The organism is Oceanobacillus sp. MO10714A, from assembly GCF_037072045.1.
In the GTDB taxonomy this organism is placed as follows: Bacteria; Bacillota; Bacilli; order Bacillales; family Amphibacillaceae; genus Oceanobacillus; species Oceanobacillus indicireducens.
The window spans coordinates 33,357-50,987 of record NZ_JAXHDC010000022.1 but is presented as its reverse complement, the minus strand read 5'-3'; the positions used below and the strand labels follow the sequence as shown (position 1 = coordinate 50,987).

At 39.5% G+C, this 17,631-nt stretch carries 15 protein-coding genes; 6 read left to right on the top strand and 9 right to left on the bottom strand.

Features of this window, described 5'->3' with window-relative positions; all coding sequences use genetic code 11:
• Nucleotides 1-16: 16 nt before the first annotated feature.
• The 5 genes from lpdA to SPD53_RS12050 all read right to left on the bottom strand — a co-directional run bounded on the left by lpdA (nucleotide 17) and on the right by SPD53_RS12050 (nucleotide 5,833).
• The gene (gene lpdA / locus SPD53_RS12070) at nucleotides 17-1,423 is read right to left on the bottom strand and encodes a dihydrolipoyl dehydrogenase (RefSeq protein ID WP_336252715.1); all 1,407 of its coding nucleotides are present in this window, start codon (nucleotides 1,421-1,423) and stop codon (nucleotides 17-19) included.
• A 4-nt stretch (nucleotides 1,424-1,427) separates the two neighbouring features.
• Nucleotides 1,428-2,708, bottom strand: coding sequence for a dihydrolipoamide acetyltransferase family protein (locus SPD53_RS12065; protein WP_336252714.1), 1,281 nt, complete (start codon nucleotides 2,706-2,708; stop codon nucleotides 1,428-1,430).
• Nucleotides 2,709-2,731: 23 nt separating this feature from the next.
• The gene (locus SPD53_RS12060) at nucleotides 2,732-3,709 is read right to left on the bottom strand and encodes an alpha-ketoacid dehydrogenase subunit beta (protein ID WP_156858001.1); all 978 of its coding nucleotides are present in this window, start codon (nucleotides 3,707-3,709) and stop codon (nucleotides 2,732-2,734) included.
• A 3-nt stretch (nucleotides 3,710-3,712) separates the two neighbouring features.
• A complete protein-coding gene (gene pdhA, locus SPD53_RS12055; protein ID WP_336252717.1) occupies nucleotides 3,713-4,756 on the bottom strand; it encodes a pyruvate dehydrogenase (acetyl-transferring) E1 component subunit alpha in 1,044 nt (347 codons plus the stop codon).
• A 417-nt stretch (nucleotides 4,757-5,173) separates the two neighbouring features.
• Nucleotides 5,174-5,833, bottom strand: a complete 660-nt coding sequence (locus SPD53_RS12050; RefSeq protein WP_156858003.1) for a YkyA family protein — start codon at nucleotides 5,831-5,833, stop codon at nucleotides 5,174-5,176.
• Nucleotides 5,834-6,618: 785 nt separating this feature from the next.
• Between SPD53_RS12050 and def the strand changes: the two genes are divergently transcribed.
• The 3 genes from def to rnjA all read left to right on the top strand — a co-directional run bounded on the left by def (nucleotide 6,619) and on the right by rnjA (nucleotide 9,631).
• On the top strand, nucleotides 6,619-7,170 hold the full coding sequence (gene def, locus SPD53_RS12045) for a peptide deformylase (RefSeq protein WP_336252713.1): 552 nt from the start codon (nucleotides 6,619-6,621) through the stop codon (nucleotides 7,168-7,170).
• Between the two features lie 581 nt (nucleotides 7,171-7,751).
• The gene (locus SPD53_RS12040) at nucleotides 7,752-7,961 is read left to right on the top strand and encodes a DNA-dependent RNA polymerase subunit epsilon (RefSeq protein WP_156856309.1); all 210 of its coding nucleotides are present in this window, start codon (nucleotides 7,752-7,754) and stop codon (nucleotides 7,959-7,961) included.
• Between the two features lie 2 nt (nucleotides 7,962-7,963).
• Nucleotides 7,964-9,631 (top strand): ribonuclease J1, encoded by a 1,668-nt coding sequence (rnjA, locus tag SPD53_RS12035; RefSeq protein WP_156856310.1) that lies wholly within the window; start codon nucleotides 7,964-7,966, stop codon nucleotides 9,629-9,631.
• 42 nt (nucleotides 9,632-9,673) lie between these two features.
• Here rnjA and SPD53_RS12030 read toward each other — a convergent pair whose 3' ends face one another.
• The 4 genes from SPD53_RS12030 to cbpB all read right to left on the bottom strand — a co-directional run bounded on the left by SPD53_RS12030 (nucleotide 9,674) and on the right by cbpB (nucleotide 14,782).
• A complete protein-coding gene (locus SPD53_RS12030; protein ID WP_336252712.1) occupies nucleotides 9,674-10,342 on the bottom strand; it encodes a potassium channel family protein in 669 nt (222 codons plus the stop codon).
• 196 nt (nucleotides 10,343-10,538) lie between these two features.
• On the bottom strand, nucleotides 10,539-12,281 hold the full coding sequence (locus SPD53_RS12025) for an ABC transporter ATP-binding protein (protein ID WP_336252716.1): 1,743 nt from the start codon (nucleotides 12,279-12,281) through the stop codon (nucleotides 10,539-10,541).
• Nucleotides 12,282-12,390: 109 nt separating this feature from the next.
• Nucleotides 12,391-14,139, bottom strand: a complete 1,749-nt coding sequence (locus SPD53_RS12020; RefSeq protein ID WP_336252711.1) for an ABC transporter ATP-binding protein — start codon at nucleotides 14,137-14,139, stop codon at nucleotides 12,391-12,393.
• A 193-nt stretch (nucleotides 14,140-14,332) separates the two neighbouring features.
• Nucleotides 14,333-14,782, bottom strand: a complete 450-nt coding sequence (gene cbpB, locus SPD53_RS12015; RefSeq protein ID WP_156856314.1) for a cyclic-di-AMP-binding protein CbpB — start codon at nucleotides 14,780-14,782, stop codon at nucleotides 14,333-14,335.
• A 538-nt stretch (nucleotides 14,783-15,320) separates the two neighbouring features.
• Here cbpB and SPD53_RS12010 point away from each other — a divergent pair.
• From SPD53_RS12010 to SPD53_RS12000, 3 genes are all read left to right on the top strand, one after another.
• Nucleotides 15,321-16,181: a metallophosphoesterase gene (locus tag SPD53_RS12010; protein ID WP_156856315.1), complete on the top strand. Its 861-nt coding sequence runs from the start codon at nucleotides 15,321-15,323 to the stop codon at nucleotides 16,179-16,181.
• A gap of 96 nt (nucleotides 16,182-16,277) precedes the next feature.
• Complete coding sequence (locus SPD53_RS12005; RefSeq protein WP_156856316.1) at nucleotides 16,278-16,850, top strand: SCO family protein; 573 nt, start codon at nucleotides 16,278-16,280, stop codon at nucleotides 16,848-16,850.
• Nucleotides 16,851-17,104: 254 nt separating this feature from the next.
• Entirely contained in the window at nucleotides 17,105-17,575 is a 471-nt protein-coding gene (locus SPD53_RS12000; protein ID WP_156856317.1) for a YkyB family protein, read from the top strand.
• The last annotated feature ends 56 nt before the right edge of the window (nucleotides 17,576-17,631 follow it).

Here is a 17,631-nt window from a genome sequence, read left to right as displayed (position 1 = left end):
CCATTTTTCTCTGTTTTTATAGCATGTGGACTGGTTTTCCAAGTCCTACTTCTGCAGCTTCCATCGTAATTTCACCTAGTGTCGGGTGCGCATGGATGGTTAATGCGATATCTTCGGCTGTCATGCCAGATTCAACTGCAAGGCCGATTTCAGAAATCATGTCACTTGCGTTCGGTCCAGCAATTTGACCACCGAGGACAAGACCGTCTTCTTTACGAGTGATCAGTTTCAAGAAACCGTCTGCTTCGTTTAGGGCCAATGCACGTCCATTCGCTGCGAATGGGAATTTACCGACTTTTACGTTAAAGCCTTTATCTTTCGCTTCTTGTTCAGATAATCCAACAGTTGCTAGTTCCGGCTCCGTAAAGGCTACTGCAGGAACACCGATATAGTCAATTTCAGACTTCTCGCCACTGATTACTTCTGCTGCAATTTTACCTTCATAAGAAGCTTTATGGGCAAGTGGCGGACCTGCAGTGATGTCGCCAATCGCATAAATGTTATCTACAGATGTACGACACTGCTTATCTGTTTTAACACGACCTCTCTCATCAAGTTCGATACCAACTTGCTCTAAGCCGATTTCTTCCGTATTTGGCTTACGGCCGACTGTAACAAGTACGTAGTCCGCTTCAAGAATTTCTTCTTTACCTTTTGCTTCATAGGTAACTTTCACACCGTCTTTTGTTTCTTCAACGCCTTTTGCCACCGCTTCTGTAACAATGGTAACACCTTTTTTCTTAAGACGTTTTTTCACAACTTGTGTCATTTGTTTTTCAAACCCGCCAAGGATATCTTTTGCACCTTCAAGGAACGTAACTTCAGTACCGAAGTTAGCAAAGGCAGTTCCCAGCTCCGTTCCAACATAACCTCCACCGATTACAACAAGCTTCTTAGGAATTTCTTTTAAGCTTAGTGCACCTGTAGAATCAAGTACACGATCAGAGAATTTGAAGCTTGGGATTTCAATTGGTGTAGATCCTGTTGCAATGATGCAATTATTGAATTTATACGTTTGTGAATTCTTTTCATCCATAACCTTTGCAGTGTTTTTGTCTACAAAGTATGCTTCACCACTTACAATATCTACTTTATTGCCTTTAAGTAATCCTTCAACACCGCTCGTAAGTTTGTTTACGACAGAATCTTTCCATTCTTGCACTTTGGAAAAGTCAACAGAAACTTTTTCTACTTTAATACCAAGTTCTTCAATACCTTGTGCTTCAGCTGCCTTCTGTCCAGCAGTGATGAGTGCCTTAGATGGAATACATCCAACGTTTAAGCAAACTCCGCCTAGCGCTCCTTTGTCGACAATTGTTACCTTCTGTCCAAGTTGAGCGGCACGGATTGCAGCAACATATCCCCCAGGTCCAGCGCCAACGACAAGTGTGTCTACTTCTACTGGAAAATCTCCTACTACCATCTTCTTACGCCTCCATCATGATTAGTTGTGGATCATTTAGTACACGTTTAATTTGGTTCAGTGCAAGTTGTGCAGTTGCACCATCAACGATACGATGATCAAAGCTTAGAGATAATGTAAGTACTGGAGCAACAACAACTTCTCCGTTACGTACAATTGGCTTGTCAGCAATTCTACCAATTCCTAAAATAACCGCTTCAGGGTAGTTTAGAACTGGAGTGAACCATTGTCCACCAGCTGAACCAATATTTGAAATTGTGTTCGAAGCTCCTCTCATCTCTTCAGGTTTCAGTTTACCATCCCTAGCTTTTTCTGCCAAGGAGTTGATTTCTGCCGAGATTTCAAAGATGGATTTTCTATCTGCATTCTTAACAACCGGAACGAGCAATCCTCTATCCGTGTCAGCTGCAATACCGATATTATAGTAATGTTTCTGTACAATCTCATCAGTCGCATCATCGATAATAGAGTTAAGGATAGGATATTTTTTCGATGCAGAAATTAAAGCTTTTACAACATAAGGAAGATATGTTAGTTTCACACCTTGCTCCGCTGCAACTTCTTTAAATTTCTTACGGTGTGCAACAAGCTCTGTTACATCGATTTCGTCCATTAACGTAACATGAGGCGCTTTTGTTTTCGAGTTAACCATTGCATTCGCAATAGCTTTACGGATATTCGACATTTTCTCGCGTGTTTCTGGGAAATCACCTTCAGGAACGGCAACCTGCTGTGCACTAGAAGCAGCTTTTGTATCTTCGGCAGTTTCTGCTGTAACAGTTTCAGCTGGCTGTGCATCTCCGCTTACGAACGCATCGATATCTTCTTTTAAAATACGGCCATTCTTGCCTGTTCCAGAAACTTCTTTGATATTAACGCCTTGTTCACGTGCATATTTTCTTACAGAAGGCATGGCGATGACTACTGCATCACTGTCTGAATCTGCGCTTTTCGCTTGAGCTGGTTTTGCACTGTCCGTTTTCGCTTCTTCTTTTGCTTCCTCTGTTTGTGCAGGTGCTTCTTCCGTACTATCATCAGACTCATAACCCTCTGCATCAAACGAAACAAAAGTATTTCCTACTGTCGCAACTTCACCTTCTTGAATGTAGATTTTCTTAACTGTACCATCTACTGGTGCTGGAATTTCTACAACTGCTTTATCATTTTGTACTTCACAAAGGACATCGTCTTCACTAATCTCATCGCCTTCATTAACGAACCATTTTACTATTTCGCCTTCTGTGATTCCTTCACCGATGTCCGGAAATTTAAATTCAAATGCCATTTTCTCTACCTCCTATGATGATTTTAGAAGTTTATTACTTGGTTGACTTTTTCTATAATATCTTTGTGGTTTGGTAGCCAAACTTCTTCCGCTTCTGAGAACGGGTATACTGTATCCGGAGCAGTTAAACGTAATACTGGTGCTTCTAAGTGCAGAATTGCTCTTTCTTGGATTTCCGCAACCACATTTGCTGCAACTCCAGCTTGACGTTGTGCTTCTTGGATAACTACGACACGGTTTGTCTTCTCAACAGATGCAAGAATTGTATCGTAATCGATTGGTGATACCGTACGTAAGTCAATTACTTCCGCTTCAATACCATCTTCCGCAAGCTCATCAGCCGCTTTTAGCGCTGCGTGTACCATTGCACCGTAGGCAACTAATGTAACATCTTTACCTTCGCGTTTCACTGCTGCTTTCCCAAGTGGAACGGTGTACTCTTCTTCCGGTACTTCTTCACGGAATGAACGATAAAGTTTCATATGTTCAAGGAAAATTACCGGATCATTATCACGGATTGCAGAAATGAGTAATCCTTTCGCTTCATATGGAGTGGAAGGAATGACAACTTTAAGTCCTGGCTGTTGTGCAACGAGTCCTTCTAATGAGTCTGCGTGAAGTTCAGGTGTGTGAACCCCTCCACCAAATGGTGCACGAACTGTAATTGGAGCTTGGTACGTACCACCAGAGCGGTAACGCATTCTAGCCATTTGTCCACTGATAGAGTCCATTACTTCAAATAAGAAGCCGAAAAATTGAATTTCCGGAACTGGACGAAAACCTTGAGTTGTAAGACCGATCGCAAGTCCTCCGATACCAGACTCAGCAAGCGGAGTATCAAATACACGTTCTTCACCAAACTCTGCCTGCAATCCTTCTGTCGCACGGAAAACTCCACCGTTTTGTCCAACGTCTTCACCGAACACAAGTACGTTTTCATCATTCTTCAATTCGTTACGCATTGCGTCTGTAATTGCTTGAATCATTGTCATTTGCGCCATGATTTATTTCGACTCCTTTTCTTCATAAAATTCTAACTGCTCCTGTAAGTTGTGTGGGAGCTCTTCATACATATTATTAATTAAATCCGTTACTTTCTGTTTCGGATATTGGTCTGCTTTCTTAATCGCCTGTTTGATATCTTCTCTTGCTTCTTCAATTACTTTATTCTCGTCTTCTTCGCTCCATAGTTTCTTTCCTTCTAAGAACTTACGGAAACGCACAAGTGGATCTTTCTTCTCCCACTCTTTATCCAAGTCTTCGGAACGATAACGAGTTGGATCATCACCTGACATCGTGTGTGGACCGAAACGGTATGTCAATGTCTCAATCAATGTTGGACCTTCACCTTTAACAGCACGGTCGCGCGCATCTTTAGTTGCTGCATAAACTGCAAGCACGTCCATTCCATCCACTTGAATTCCTTCGATACCAGCAGCCACAGCTTTCTGTGCTAATGTTTTCGCGGCCGTTTGCTTTTCTACCGGTACAGAGATTGCAAAGCGGTTGTTTTGAACAACAAAGATTGCCGGAGCTTGGTAAGCACCCGCCATGTTGATACCTTCATAGAAGTCGCCTTGAGATGTTCCACCGTCACCAGTATAAGTAATCGCCACATTTTTCGATCCACGTAATTTCATACCAAGTGCAACACCAGCAGCTTGTACGTACTGTGCACCGATAATAATTTGCGGAGCTAATGCATTCAAGCCATCCTCGTATTGGTTTCCATGGAAATGACCTTTCGAGAATAAAAATGCCTGATACAGCGGTAAACCATGCCAAATAAGCTGTGGCACATCACGATATCCCGGTAAAATGAAGTCTTCTTTCTCTAGCGCAAAATGACTCGCTAACTGTGAAGCTTCCTGACCCGCTGTCGGTGCATAGAAACCTAAACGTCCTTGACGGTTAAGTGCGATTGAACGTTGATCAAGAATTCGTGTGTAAACCATCCGGCGCATCAACTCTTTTAGCTCATCATCAGATAACTTAGGCATGGCCTTTTCATTAACAACTTCTCCATCTTCGTTTAAAATCTGGAACATTTCGAACTTACTCTCAACATCTTTTAATACATGTTTCAAGGTAGTCACCTCTCCTTTATTAATAAAATATTGTCATCGGAAGCAAACACTTCCATTGCATTCACGCGCAATAACTAATGGTGAATATCCTCACCAAGGAACTGTTATATAGATTTCCGCAAAAAAACTAGTACAAATCGTGTACTATTAAATATTAGCTTAAATTCCTCAATAGGTCAAACACTTTAACTTCACTCTACCCTTATCGAGGTAAGCCTAATCAACAAACCATGTTATAACCCAATGTTTCTTTACATTGCTGTTCCATTACAGTTTTGCAAAAACGACTAATACAGGACTATTTTAATCTATATAGATAAAATGGGCAAAAAAATAAACCTTATGCATCCTGTTCCGCCTACATAAGGTTTTATCATCTTATTCTTCTTCAAATGTAACTTCCATATTAGCTGCTTCATAAAAATCTTGTTTCAAGTTGTTATACTCGACTGTCAATTCATTAAAAGCATCGTTCGCAGTTAATATTTGTTCATATTTTTCATTTATTTTTTCAATCTGTTCATTTAATTCATCTTGTTCCACTTCTTCTTCCTGAAGCAATGTATATAATTCCGTTTCCAAGTTGAGTGACTCTTTATACGCTTCATAAAGCTCATCATATGTATCGTAACGTTCTATCATTGTCTGATACATTTCCTCACCCTTCGTTTGAGCATCTCCTTCTTCAAGGTCTTCAAGAAGTGCTTCAATCGATTGGAACTCCTCTTTTGCTCCGTTTATACTTTCGCGTTCAGTGTCAATCTTTTCACCGCGCTCTTCTATTATTGTAATAGCATCTTGGGAGAGCTGCGTAATTTCCTCGAAGTCATCCATTCCTAGATCAATCACTTTAGCATAAATTTCTTGTTCTTGCTTTTCAAGTTCGGTAATCTCACTTTGTTGAGCCTCGAACTCTTGTTCCAGCAGGACAGTTTCCTCTAAGTGTGTATGTATCTTCTCTTCTGTACTTTCACTGCTGCATGCCGATAAGATGATGAGCAATAATCCAAATATAAGAATCCTTTTCTTCCACAACATGTTCTGTAACCTCCTAAACATCTAATTCATAAGTATGTTTTTAGAGTATATCATAAATTCAGCCCGAACCGATAGACAATTATCGATTAGAATCATCCCCCCTACAGAAAAATAACGGATATACTTTTGTGTTAATCCTTTCATTCAGCGTAAGTATTTTGAGCATTCATTTTATTGGCGTTCTAATTACCGTTCAGTTGCCCGGCGGACGGATGCGCATCCTAAGGCACGGCCGAAGCCTCGACGCACAGGACGTTAATGTCAGACGTTGCCACAGGACGTGGCGAACTTAGTCTGCCTCGGAAGAAAACCGCTTCCTGCTCAGGTCTGGACTCGTGCTTTTCCCGTAGGAGTCACCGTCCGCCGGGCAACTGAACTGGTCTAAAGGATTATTTTAAAAAGAAATTATTCCGTTATGATAAGGATTGTACTTTTGGAATATTAAACAGTAATCCAAATCACGCCTTTCCTCGGAGCAGTCCAGACACCTCGAGACTCCTGCAGGAGGAAAGGCATAGGTGAGACCCCGCAGGGCGGTAGCCCGAGGAGGCTCACCAGCCGCTCAGCAGGTGCGAGAGGTGTCTGGACTGCGGACCTCTAGGAGAAGGTTACACTTACGCTGAATGAAAACGAGCGGTAGTTCATTGAATTGAATTTTTTGTTGAGCTGGTCTATATTTCTTTGACCACGTTAGTTTTTTATAGATGCGAAAGTTGAGTATTTCAGATATGATTAAGATAAAGTAAGGAAACAAATTAATCCAATTAAAGTAAGGAGAAATAGATATGATTACAATGAAGGATATTGTACGAGAAGGTCACCCTTCGTTAACGAAAGTTGCTGAAGCAGTAGAATTGCCATTAACCGAAGATGAAAAGCAGCTTTTAGAAGATATGGTAACATTTCTTAAAAACAGTCAAGACGACGAAATGGCTGAAAAATATAAATTACGCGCAGGTGTAGGTTTAGCTGCACCACAACTCGGAATTGAAAAACGGATGTTTGCCGTCTATTACGTAGATGAGAAAGGCACAGTTCATGAATATGCGCTTGTTAATCCAAAAATTGTTTCTCATTCCGTTGAAAAAGCATTTCTACCAACAGGAGAAGGTTGCTTATCCGTAGACCGGGAAGTAGAAGGGTACGTTCCGCGATATGCACGCATCACGGTCAAAGCATTCGACATGGACAATAATCCAATCAAAATACGGTTAAAAGGTTATCTCGCTATTGTCTTTCAGCACGAGATCGATCACTTAAATGGTATCATGTTTTACGATCATATCAATCAGGAAAACCCGTTCTATATCCCGGAAAATTCAAAACCAGTTGAATAATCGGAAGGTGCCCGGCACCTTCCCCTCCCCAAGAATGTACCTCCCTGGACAGACTCGCATAATATAAAGTATAAATTCCGATGAATGGCAAAAAATAGGATTACTCAAACGAAAGCAGCATAGCATCTTTAGGTAGATGGGGTACCCGTTCATCGTCCACCATTTTGAGGTAAGTTTTTCCACCTATTAAAAAGGGAAAATGTACCTCTAAATAATATTTTTTTCCTTAATCATTTCAAATTTCATTGATTCGTACTATAATGTAGATAAGAGGATTGGATCGGTAAAATGTTTTTGCTGCTTTTCTTAATATCTGAAAGGAGACGTGTGTAAACATGTTAAAGCGCCTTAAAGAAAAGCTCAAGAAACGTTTGAAAGATTTTATAGGTCAAAAAGAACGTGTGCCTACACCTTATAAATAGAATGATTACTATTCACCAATCAACTAGAATTCATGCATGCTACGGAAACTTGCAGGAACTTTAATAACATCGAATACATGCTGGGCGCATGGGTACCAGAGCATGCGCTTAGTATGTTTTATTTGCAACGCTAAATATTAAAATGTCAGGAGAGATAATATGATATATAAAGTTTTATATCAAGAACTTGAAGATGAAGCTCCAGTTCGAGAACGAACGCAAAGTCTCTATATTGAAGCAGATTCTGTAAGAGAAGTACGTGAAAAATTAAGAGATCGAAAATACAATGTGGAATATATCCAAGAATTAGATGAGGCACATCTAGAGTATGAAAAACAATCCGATGATTTTAAAGTGGAGAAAATCTGAATATGAAGTTTGTAAAAAATGATCAAACTGCAGTCTTCGCTTTAGGAGGACTCGGTGAAATAGGTAAAAATACGTATGCTGTTCAATTCCAGGATGAAATCATTATCATCGATGCTGGAATCAAATTCCCCGAGGACGAGCTTCTCGGAATTGATTACGTCATCCCGGACTATACGTATTTAGTACAAAACCAAGATAAAATTAAAGGATTATTCATCACCCACGGACATGAGGACCATATCGGAGGGATCCCTTATCTATTGCGTGAAATCAATGTGCCTATTTATGCTGGAAAACTTGCAATTGGATTAATCAGATCGAAACTAGAAGAACATGGTTTATTAAGGAATGCTAAGTTAAATCCTATTAATGAAGATGATGTTATTAAATTCCGTAAGACTTCCGTTAGTTTTTTCCGGACAACCCATAGTATTCCGGATTCCTATGGAGTTGTTGTTAAAACACCTCCAGGAAACATTGTGCATACTGGGGACTTTAAATTCGACTTCACCCCAGTTGGAGAGCATGCTGATTTGACAAAAATGGCTGAGATTGGCAAAGAAGGCGTACTTTGCTTATTGTCGGACAGCACAAACAGTGAGGTCCCTGGCTTCACGTTGTCTGAGAAGGTTGTTGGTGAAAGCATCGACGATATATTCAGTCGGGTTGATGGCAGACTAATTTTCGCCACATTCGCATCCAACATCTACCGCTTGAGCCAAGTGATCGATTCGGCAGTAAAATACGGTCGAAAAGTCGCAGTATTTGGACGCAGTATGGAGAATGCGATCAATCTAGGACTGGAACTTGGATACATCCAGGCACCTAAAGATACATTTGTGGATAGTAACCAAATCAATCGTCTTCCTGCTGATGAAGTAGCGATACTTTGCACAGGTTCTCAAGGTGAAGCAATGGCGGCCCTTTCAAGAATTGCTAATGGCACACATAAGCAAGTTCAATTAATACCTGGCGACACGGTTGTATTTTCATCATCTCCAATCCCTGGAAATACAATTAGTGTCGGCCGAATCATCAATAAACTTTATCGTGCAGGTGCTGAGGTTATCCATGGTAAATTAAGCAATGTACACACTTCTGGTCACGGGGCGCAGGACGAACAAAAACTGATGCTTCGCTTGATGAAACCGAAGTTCTTCATGCCGATTCATGGTGAATACCGAATGATGAAAGAACACATCAAGCTTGCAGTTGATTGTGAAATAGATCCAGATAACTGTTTCACCCTCGACAATGGTGATGTGCTTGCCTTAAGCAAAGATACTGCTGATGTAGCTGGTAAAATTCCTTCAGGTACGATTTATATCGACGGAAGCGGGATTGGCGATATCGGTAATATTGTTCTAAGAGACCGACGCATCCTTTCAGAAGAAGGTCTTGTGATTGTTGTCGTAAGCATTAATATGAAACAGTTCCAGCTCGCAGCTGGTCCGGATATTATTTCTCGCGGTTTCGTCTATATGCGGGAATCAGAAGATCTTATCAAAGAAGCACAAGAGCTTGTCACGAAACATTTAAATAAAGTAATGGAACGAAAAACAAGCCAATGGTCTGAAATTAAAAATGAAATTACAGACACAATTGCACCATTCTTATATGAACGGACAAAACGCCGTCCGATGGTCTTACCGATTATTATGGAAGTATAAATTAAAAACATTAGCAGACATCTATTTGCCTGCTAATGTTTTTTATTGTTCATCAATAATAAGCTGTTTTTCAAAACGGTGAATATCGTCATCGCTACCGATGACAAGCAATATATCATCAGGCTTAAACACATATTCAGGACTTGGTGAGACGTCGATTGTCTCGCCGCTTTTTATCGCCATTACATTACAACCAAAGTTTGCTCGGATATCGAGATCAATTAATGATTTTCCGATCATTTTCTTCCCTGTTTTCACCTCGACAATGCTGTGGTCATCGGATAAATCTAGAAAATCGAGAATATTATTTGAAATGATATTTTGTGCAATCCTCCTCCCCATATCCCGCTCCGGATGGATAACCCGATCAACACCAAGTTTTCGCAATATCTTTTCATGATAGTCATTTTGCGCTTTTACGGTGATGCGTTCCACATGCAAGTCTGTCAAGATGACTGTTGTTAGAATGCTAGCTTGGAGACTATCTCCGATTGCAACAATGACGTGTTCAAAATTATGAATTCCAATTTCTTTTAATGATTCTTCGTCGGTAGAGTCGAGTATGACGGCGTGGGAGGCAATGTTTTTAAATTCATTAACCTTTGCTTCGTCAATATCAATAGCAAGCACTTGTTTTCCTTCTTTGCTTAATTCTCGGCAAATACTGCCACCGAACCTCCCCAAACCAATCACCGCATAATCCTTACTCATTACAATCCCTCCAAAACTAGTAACATCTTTGTAGCTCTATTATAACCTTTACCTAAATATTGCACAAAATTAACAAATACATGTAATATTAAAGAGAAAAACTCCCTCTCTACTAAGGCCTGCCCCGCAAGCCTGATATCTCTCGCTTTCCGATTGCGGCTGCGGAGCTGGAAAAAAACTTAGTAAACTTCCAATTTTATAGCGCATCGAGCATGGTGAATTGGGATTTGACTAATTCATAATATTTTCCTCGCTTGGCGATAAGTGTCTGATGATTGCCGCTTTCGAGGATTTTACCGTTTTCAAGGACGAATATCTTGTCAGCTTCCCGGATCGTTGAGAGCCGGTGGGCAATGATAATCGATGTTCTACCTTTTAACAGCAGCTTTAAAGCTTGTTGAATCTTCATTTCTGACTCTGTATCAATACTAGCTGTTGCCTCATCCAAAATTATAATACGCGGATTAGCAAGCAGTGCTCTTGCGAAGGAAAGTAATTGCCGTTCACCAGCCGAGAGAATATTCCCTCGCTCCTCCACTTCCGTAGCATATCCATTAGACAACCGTTTAATAAAATCGTCTGCCCCGACAACTTTTGCTGCTTCTATTACCTCTTTATCGGTTGCATCCGGTCTTCCGAAGCGAATATTCTCCATAATAGTGCCCGAGAATATAAACGTATCTTGTAATACAACACTAATTTGTTTCCGTAGACTTGCAAGTTCAACATCCCGAAGATCTTTCCCATCTATTTTCACTGCACCTTCCGTCGGATCGTAAAATCGGCTAATTAAATTGGCAATTGTCGATTTACCACTTCCTGTATGGCCAACTAATGCAACCGTTTCTCCTGCTTCAATATTTAGGGATATTTCATGCAGGGCAATCCGGTCCTGATTATAAGAAAACTGGACGCGTTCAAATTGAATATGCCCTTTCATATTCTGAAAGATATACGCATTCTCTTTCTCCTTTACATTAGGTCGCTCATCAAGAAATTCAAAAATCCGCTCCGAGGAAGCCATTGCCATCAAGAGTTGATTATACATTTGACCTAATCTTGAAATCGGCTCCCAAAACATTCCGGTAAAATAAGCAAATGATACGAAGGTACCAATTGCGATTCCACCATTTGCTTCTCCCAACAAAATTAAATAGGAACCAAAAGCAATAAGAATAATTGTTCCAACTGCATCACTCATATCGACAAACGGGCGGAATAATGCACTCTTTTTCGCTGCGTCTCTAAAGCTGTGAAAGAATCCCTTATTCACTCCATCGAAAAACTCGGCATTTTCTCTTTCCTGTGAGAATGACTGGGTAATTCGCATCCCCTGAATCGCTTCGTTTAAATGGGAGTTCATTCGCGATTGATTAATCCGTACTTTCTGCCATGAACGGCGGATATTTCGTCTTAACTTCGTAGATATATAAAACATAATCGGTAAGACGATTAATACAGCAATGGCTAATTTTGGACTTAGAACAAAGAGAATAACCATAATGCCGATTAAAGTAATTGAATCCATTAATAAATTGATGATTCCGTTTGTAAAAAGTTCCTGTAACGAATTAATATCATTTAAAATCCGAACAAGAATCGATCCCGCCGAACGATGATCGAAAAAACCATGGGATAGCCGCTGTACATGGGAAAATAAGTGATGGCGCAAATCATAGATGACATTTTGCCCCAGCTGGTTCACCCATTTTATCCGCAACACGTTTGCCAGATAACTTAATAAATACAAGCAGCCTATGATGACAACGAGCCACGTCAATAGTGTCGTATCTTTGTTTAAGATGGCAATATCAATCGCAACCTTCCCGACTAAAATCGGTACTGCCAAACGGACGAAGGTTGATACAAGCATTGCAATAATTGCGGCCGGCAAATAACTTTTGGCATAAGGTTTCAAATAGGTTAAGAGTCGTAGCATTTGTTTCCAGTTAAACGGTTTTTCAATAACTTGTTCTACCGTATAATGAAAACGAGTTAAATGATTTTTCTTATCTTTCTTGGAAGTTTCCAATCGAATCCCCCTCCTTTCAGTTCACAATTTCCATAATCTCTTCCCGGTCTTGATATTGAATATTGTAAATTCTGCGATATATTCCATGCTCTGCAAGTAATTGATTATGTGTTCCGCGTTCTTTTATTTCCCCTTCTTCCAGTACTAAAATTTCATCAGCATGCTTAATGGAGGAAATTCGATGAGCAATAATAAAGGACGTCCTCTCCTTCATTACCTCTTTTAAAGCAGCTTGGATTTTAAACTCTGTCTCCATATCAACCGCAGATGTCGCATCATCCAAAATCAGGATACTTGGATTAATACAGAGCGCACGAGCAATGGCAATCCGCTGCTTTTGGCCACCCGACAGTCCCATCCCTCTTTCGCCGAGTAATGTATCGTATCCTTTTGGCAATTGCATAATAAAATCATGGGCCTGGGCACGTTTGGCCGCATCTATCACTTGTTCTTCACTTATATCAGGTCTTCCGTATGCGATATTTTCACGGATGGATGTTGAAAATAAGAAAGGTTCCTGTAATACGAAGCCAATCTGACTTCGTAATGATTTCAATTCATAATCGGAAACCAATTGACCATCAACAAGGACTTCTCCCATATCCGCTTCATAAAATCTTGTAATAAGTTGTGTAATACTCGTTTTCCCTGAACCAGTTGCGCCAATCAGTCCAATGACTTTCCCGGGAGGTGCATCAAAATCAATATGCTTTAAAGCTACATCATCTTCTTCGACATATTGAAGGGATACATCTTTGAACGTGACATGCCCTTTTATCGGTTGCCTAATTGCATTTTCTTTTTCCTGAATCTCTTCTTCCTGGTCAAGAATCTCGATCAAACGTTCTCCCGATGCTTTCGCTTGAGAAAACATATTAACAACAAACCCGAGGTTCATAATCGGACCGAGGATATACCAGACTAAACTAAAGAATGCAACAAGTTCACCAAGCGCCATTTGATCATTAATGACGAGATATCCGCCATATCCCAGTAACGAAACAACCGCTACATTACCAATAAACTCCATTAACGGAAAGTATTTCGACCATAATTTAGAGGTGAACAAGTACCGCTTTCGGTAATCATCATTACTGGATGAAAATCTGTCAATCTCAAAATCTTCTCGTGATAATGATTTAACCGTGTTCATTCCACTGATATTCTCTTGCACTCGCGTATTTAACCTTCCAAAGGATTTCCTTACTTTTCTAAAAGCAGGGTGCACTTGTTTGTCAAATTGAAAAACAATGATACCCAAAAAAGGCATAGCAAGCATCGTAACGATCGCAAGTGGAATGGAATAATAAAACATGATCGTTAAACTGACACCAATCAGAACGACAATACGAATTAATTCTGCAAATCCAGCGGATAGGAAAAAGCGAAAACCTTCTACGTCCGCAGTCAATCTTGACATAATGTCTCCGGTTTTTGAATTATCGTAATACTTAAAGGATAATACTTGCAATTTTCCATATAAAGCGTTTCTAAGATGATATACGGATGTCATCCCAAATAATTCACTTAAATATTGAAAGGAAAAAGTGGAAATCCCTTTAATAATCATGAGGCCGAAGAAGATAAGCGAAATATAAAGAATGAGTCCATAACGATCCTGGAGTACGACTTCATCGATTGTTATTTGCAGAATGATCGGATAAACAACCGTGATACACGTTAGAATAATTAGAAAGAATAACGACCAAAGAAAATAGTGCTTATATGGCCAATAGAATTCTTTCAACCGTTTAAATGTATTCAATTGTGCTCCCCCTTCAAAATTGTCAGTATATATAAATATATCGGAAACCGAAATAAATAGCTATAACAAATTCTTGATTTTAATAATTTTTTTCGGGACATGGGGTTTTGTCCCGCTTTCTTAATCTATGAATACATGAAGTTTTACCAATAAAAAAACCCCAAATATTATGGGGATATTTATTCGTTAGAGATTATTTTTTATAATGTTTCATATAAATATCTTTCTTCAATTCCTTTAATATGGCTCGACGCGTTAAGATCCCGTCGAAGTAGCCATCTTCGTCAACTATACAGATAAAGGCATGATTGATTAATGCATTCAAGCCATCCACTAAATTATTCTTCCTTGTCAAACATGGTATATCGCTGTTCATTACTTCTTCTACGCGCATTTCTGACAAGTTTTCAATTTCGAATCGTTCCAACCCAAGAATTTCGTTTAGAATCACGGTTTTGCCAACTATACCTACTAATTTATAAGACGAATCAAGTACAGGCACTGCGGCATAACCAGATTTCACAAGCACAAGTAAAGCATGTTCTAGTGGATTGTTTAGTTGGACATGAGCAACCTTCTCAGATGAAATCATTAGTTCTTCTACAAGAATATTTTGTAATTCCCTTTCTTGCATGGTACTCAAAAAAATTACCCCCTTCTCAAACTATATATCCATATTTTGTGCGGGTTAATTATTACGTCTTGTCCTTGTGTAACTACAAGTTTAAATACATGGTCGCGCTAACATTTCTCTCATGATCATTAGTTAATTGTCATATGGACTAACTCTAATACAAAGATGCTCCTCTTTTATTGTATCAGATAACAAGTTATTTTACGAAATTCAAACACTCAAAAGATAAATTGAAGACGTTTGGTTGGTGTAATGCGAGGGAATGCGAGCAGGTTATGACAAGGATAATGAAGACTGCATTTAAAAAACTTCATCTTATTAAAGTATATCGTTTTAGAAGAATTATGTCAACAATTTAACAGATAATTTAGATTATAACACTTTTACTCGGAACCTTTAAAACTAAGTACAGTTACATTACTTATCCAAATTCCGCTTTATCCCTTTACATTTCTTCCTGTACGGAGCCTTCGCTTACATGCTATAATAGGAAAGTATAACTATTTAAATAGAACGGAAAGTTTTTATATAGAAAGGTTTGACCCAGATGAATCGACGAGCATTTTTAAAGCGAGCGGCAGGATTCACAATGACTTTAATCGGCTTAAGCGGGGGAACATTTTTTTACAGTCGGGAAATTGAACCAGCAAGTCTACATATCCAAAAAGAAAACATTATATCGGATAACATTCCAACCACCTTCCATAAAAAGAAAATCATTCAATTCTCTGATACCCATCTTGGATTTAATTATTCGATTGAGAACTTAGAAAAGCTTGCCAACCAAATTAATAAACGTAACCCGGACATTATTTTGTTTACAGGGGATTTAGTTGATAACCCTAAATATTTACAAGCCCAAGAACACGAACCGATTATTGAAGTACTTGGCAGTTTGAACGCCCCCTTAGGAAAATATTGGATTTATGGGAATCATGATCATGGCGGTTACGGTACGGAAACGATTCTCGACATCATGGAAGCAGCTAATTTTACCTTATTACAAAACAGCCATGTAGAAATTAGTTCGGAACAGGATACGTTCATCCTTGCAGGAATTGATGATCTAATGCTAGGCAAGCCCGATTTGGATGCTGCATTACAGCAAGCAAACCCAGAGTTATTTACAGTCTTGCTTGCCCATGAACCAGATTTTGCAGATGAAGCCGTAAAATATCCGGTAGATGTACAACTTTCAGGGCATAGCCACGGCGGTCAAGTGCGCTTACCTATCATCGGACACCTCTACACCCCTCTTTACGCGGAAAAATATGTACGTGGTAAGTATTTAATTGACAATCGGTTGCAATTATTTGTAAATGCAGGCATTGGGACTACCCGTGTCCCCTACCGTTTATTTTGCAAACCTGAAATCCATGAATATACACTTCAAGCGAATTTGTCATAAAGGTTTCACAGGAAAATCATTGGGATCAGCTAAAATCAAAAGAAAAGCATGCTATACTAAATCTAAGCATTATACTTAGAAAGGAAGATTGCTTACATGAAGCGCTTGTTATTTATCTTGGCACTCTCCCTTTTCCTTGCGGGCTGTGGTGAAGCAATCGAAACGAATATGAGTCAAGATATGCTCGACTTCGAATTCACCACCCAAGATAACGAAACGCTGAGCCTTGAGGATTTAGAGGGTGAATATTGGATTGCAGATATGATTTTCACAAACTGTACGACAGTATGCTTACCAATGACCGCCAACATGAAAATACTCCAGGACCGTTTAGCTGAAGAAGGATATGACGATATCCAACTTATATCTTTTAGTGTCGACCCTGATTATGATACACCGGAAGTACTGCGCGAGTATGGGGAAAGCTATGATGCAGACTTCAGTAATTGGACATTTCTAACGGGTTATGATTTTGAAATGATAAAGGAAATTTCCATCAAATCGTTTAAGAGTTTACTTGCCGAAGCCCCAGAAGGCACGGATCAAGTAACGCATGGAACTAGATTTTTCCTGATCAATCCAGAAGGAGAAGTTATTAAGTTCTACGACGGAGTGCAATCCGAAAGTATGGAATCAATAATAAATGATATCAAAAAGCTAAATGATTAAGATCACCTACCAAAAGCATTCACTACGAATGCTTTTTTGATTTTCATAAGTTGAAACTCATTCAGTGAGGGTATCCTTACCTCCCCACTGAATATTAGTTGAACAGAACCTGGGATTTACGGACTGTATGCCTACGGACTTCTAATGGTGAGACACGAAAGACTATAAAAAATCTATCCATCCTACCCCCATTGCCTAAACCGGATCTTTAAGGTACGATAGATATACTAGAGGTATGCTAAAGGAGTGAATTTATGAATACAGATAGTGATCTACAAGAGATAGCTCAGGCAATTTTCAGTGTTAACCGCCATGCGAAAACTGCCCCAGAGCCCCAACATTTATATTTCATCAAAAAAGAAGCGATCAATAAGCTGCTAAGAGAAAAACGTGCAAAAAAGATAGGCCTTCATTTCTCGGACAGGCCTAAGTACAGCAACCAGCATTCCACACTGCTTGTTAAAGTGGCAGATTATTATTTTCACATTCCTCCAACAAAGGATGACTTCAAAGAATTGGAACATCTCGGTTCCCTGGATAAAAACTACCGAAATCCCCAATCGAAAATGTCACTTTCACAGGCTAAGCGGATTTTATACCCTTATATCAACTATAAGTCTTCAACCAAACCGAAAAGAAGTCGATCATATGCATCAGCTTACTATACACCCTCATCACTTGGTAAAATGAAATGGCCACCGACCAATGGATATAGAAAATATTAACCCTCTGGTTAAGCTCAATCGAGTAGATGACTAACCACTAACTGCACACATAATAA

Coding starts and splice junctions, on each gene's coding strand:
- lpdA (WP_336252715.1), bottom strand. CDS start 1,423: ATGGTAGTAGGAGATTTTCCAGTAGAAGTAGACACACTTGTCGTTGGC.
- SPD53_RS12065 (WP_336252714.1), bottom strand. CDS start 2,708: ATGGCATTTGAATTTAAATTTCCGGACATCGGTGAAGGAATCACAGAA.
- SPD53_RS12060 (WP_156858001.1), bottom strand. CDS start 3,709: ATGGCGCAAATGACAATGATTCAAGCAATTACAGACGCAATGCGTAAC.
- pdhA (WP_336252717.1), bottom strand. CDS start 4,756: ATGTTCCAGATTTTAAACGAAGATGGAGAAGTTGTTAATGAAAAGGCC.
- SPD53_RS12050 (WP_156858003.1), bottom strand. CDS start 5,833: ATGTTGTGGAAGAAAAGGATTCTTATATTTGGATTATTGCTCATCATC.
- def (WP_336252713.1), top strand. CDS start 6,619: ATGATTACAATGAAGGATATTGTACGAGAAGGTCACCCTTCGTTAACG.
- SPD53_RS12040 (WP_156856309.1), top strand. CDS start 7,752: ATGATATATAAAGTTTTATATCAAGAACTTGAAGATGAAGCTCCAGTT.
- rnjA (WP_156856310.1), top strand. CDS start 7,964: ATGAAGTTTGTAAAAAATGATCAAACTGCAGTCTTCGCTTTAGGAGGA.
- SPD53_RS12030 (WP_336252712.1), bottom strand. CDS start 10,342: ATGAGTAAGGATTATGCGGTGATTGGTTTGGGGAGGTTCGGTGGCAGT.
- SPD53_RS12025 (WP_336252716.1), bottom strand. CDS start 12,281: ATGCTACGACTCTTAACCTATTTGAAACCTTATGCCAAAAGTTATTTG.
- SPD53_RS12010 (WP_156856315.1), top strand. CDS start 15,321: ATGAATCGACGAGCATTTTTAAAGCGAGCGGCAGGATTCACAATGACT.
- SPD53_RS12005 (WP_156856316.1), top strand. CDS start 16,278: ATGAAGCGCTTGTTATTTATCTTGGCACTCTCCCTTTTCCTTGCGGGC.
- SPD53_RS12000 (WP_156856317.1), top strand. CDS start 17,105: ATGAATACAGATAGTGATCTACAAGAGATAGCTCAGGCAATTTTCAGT.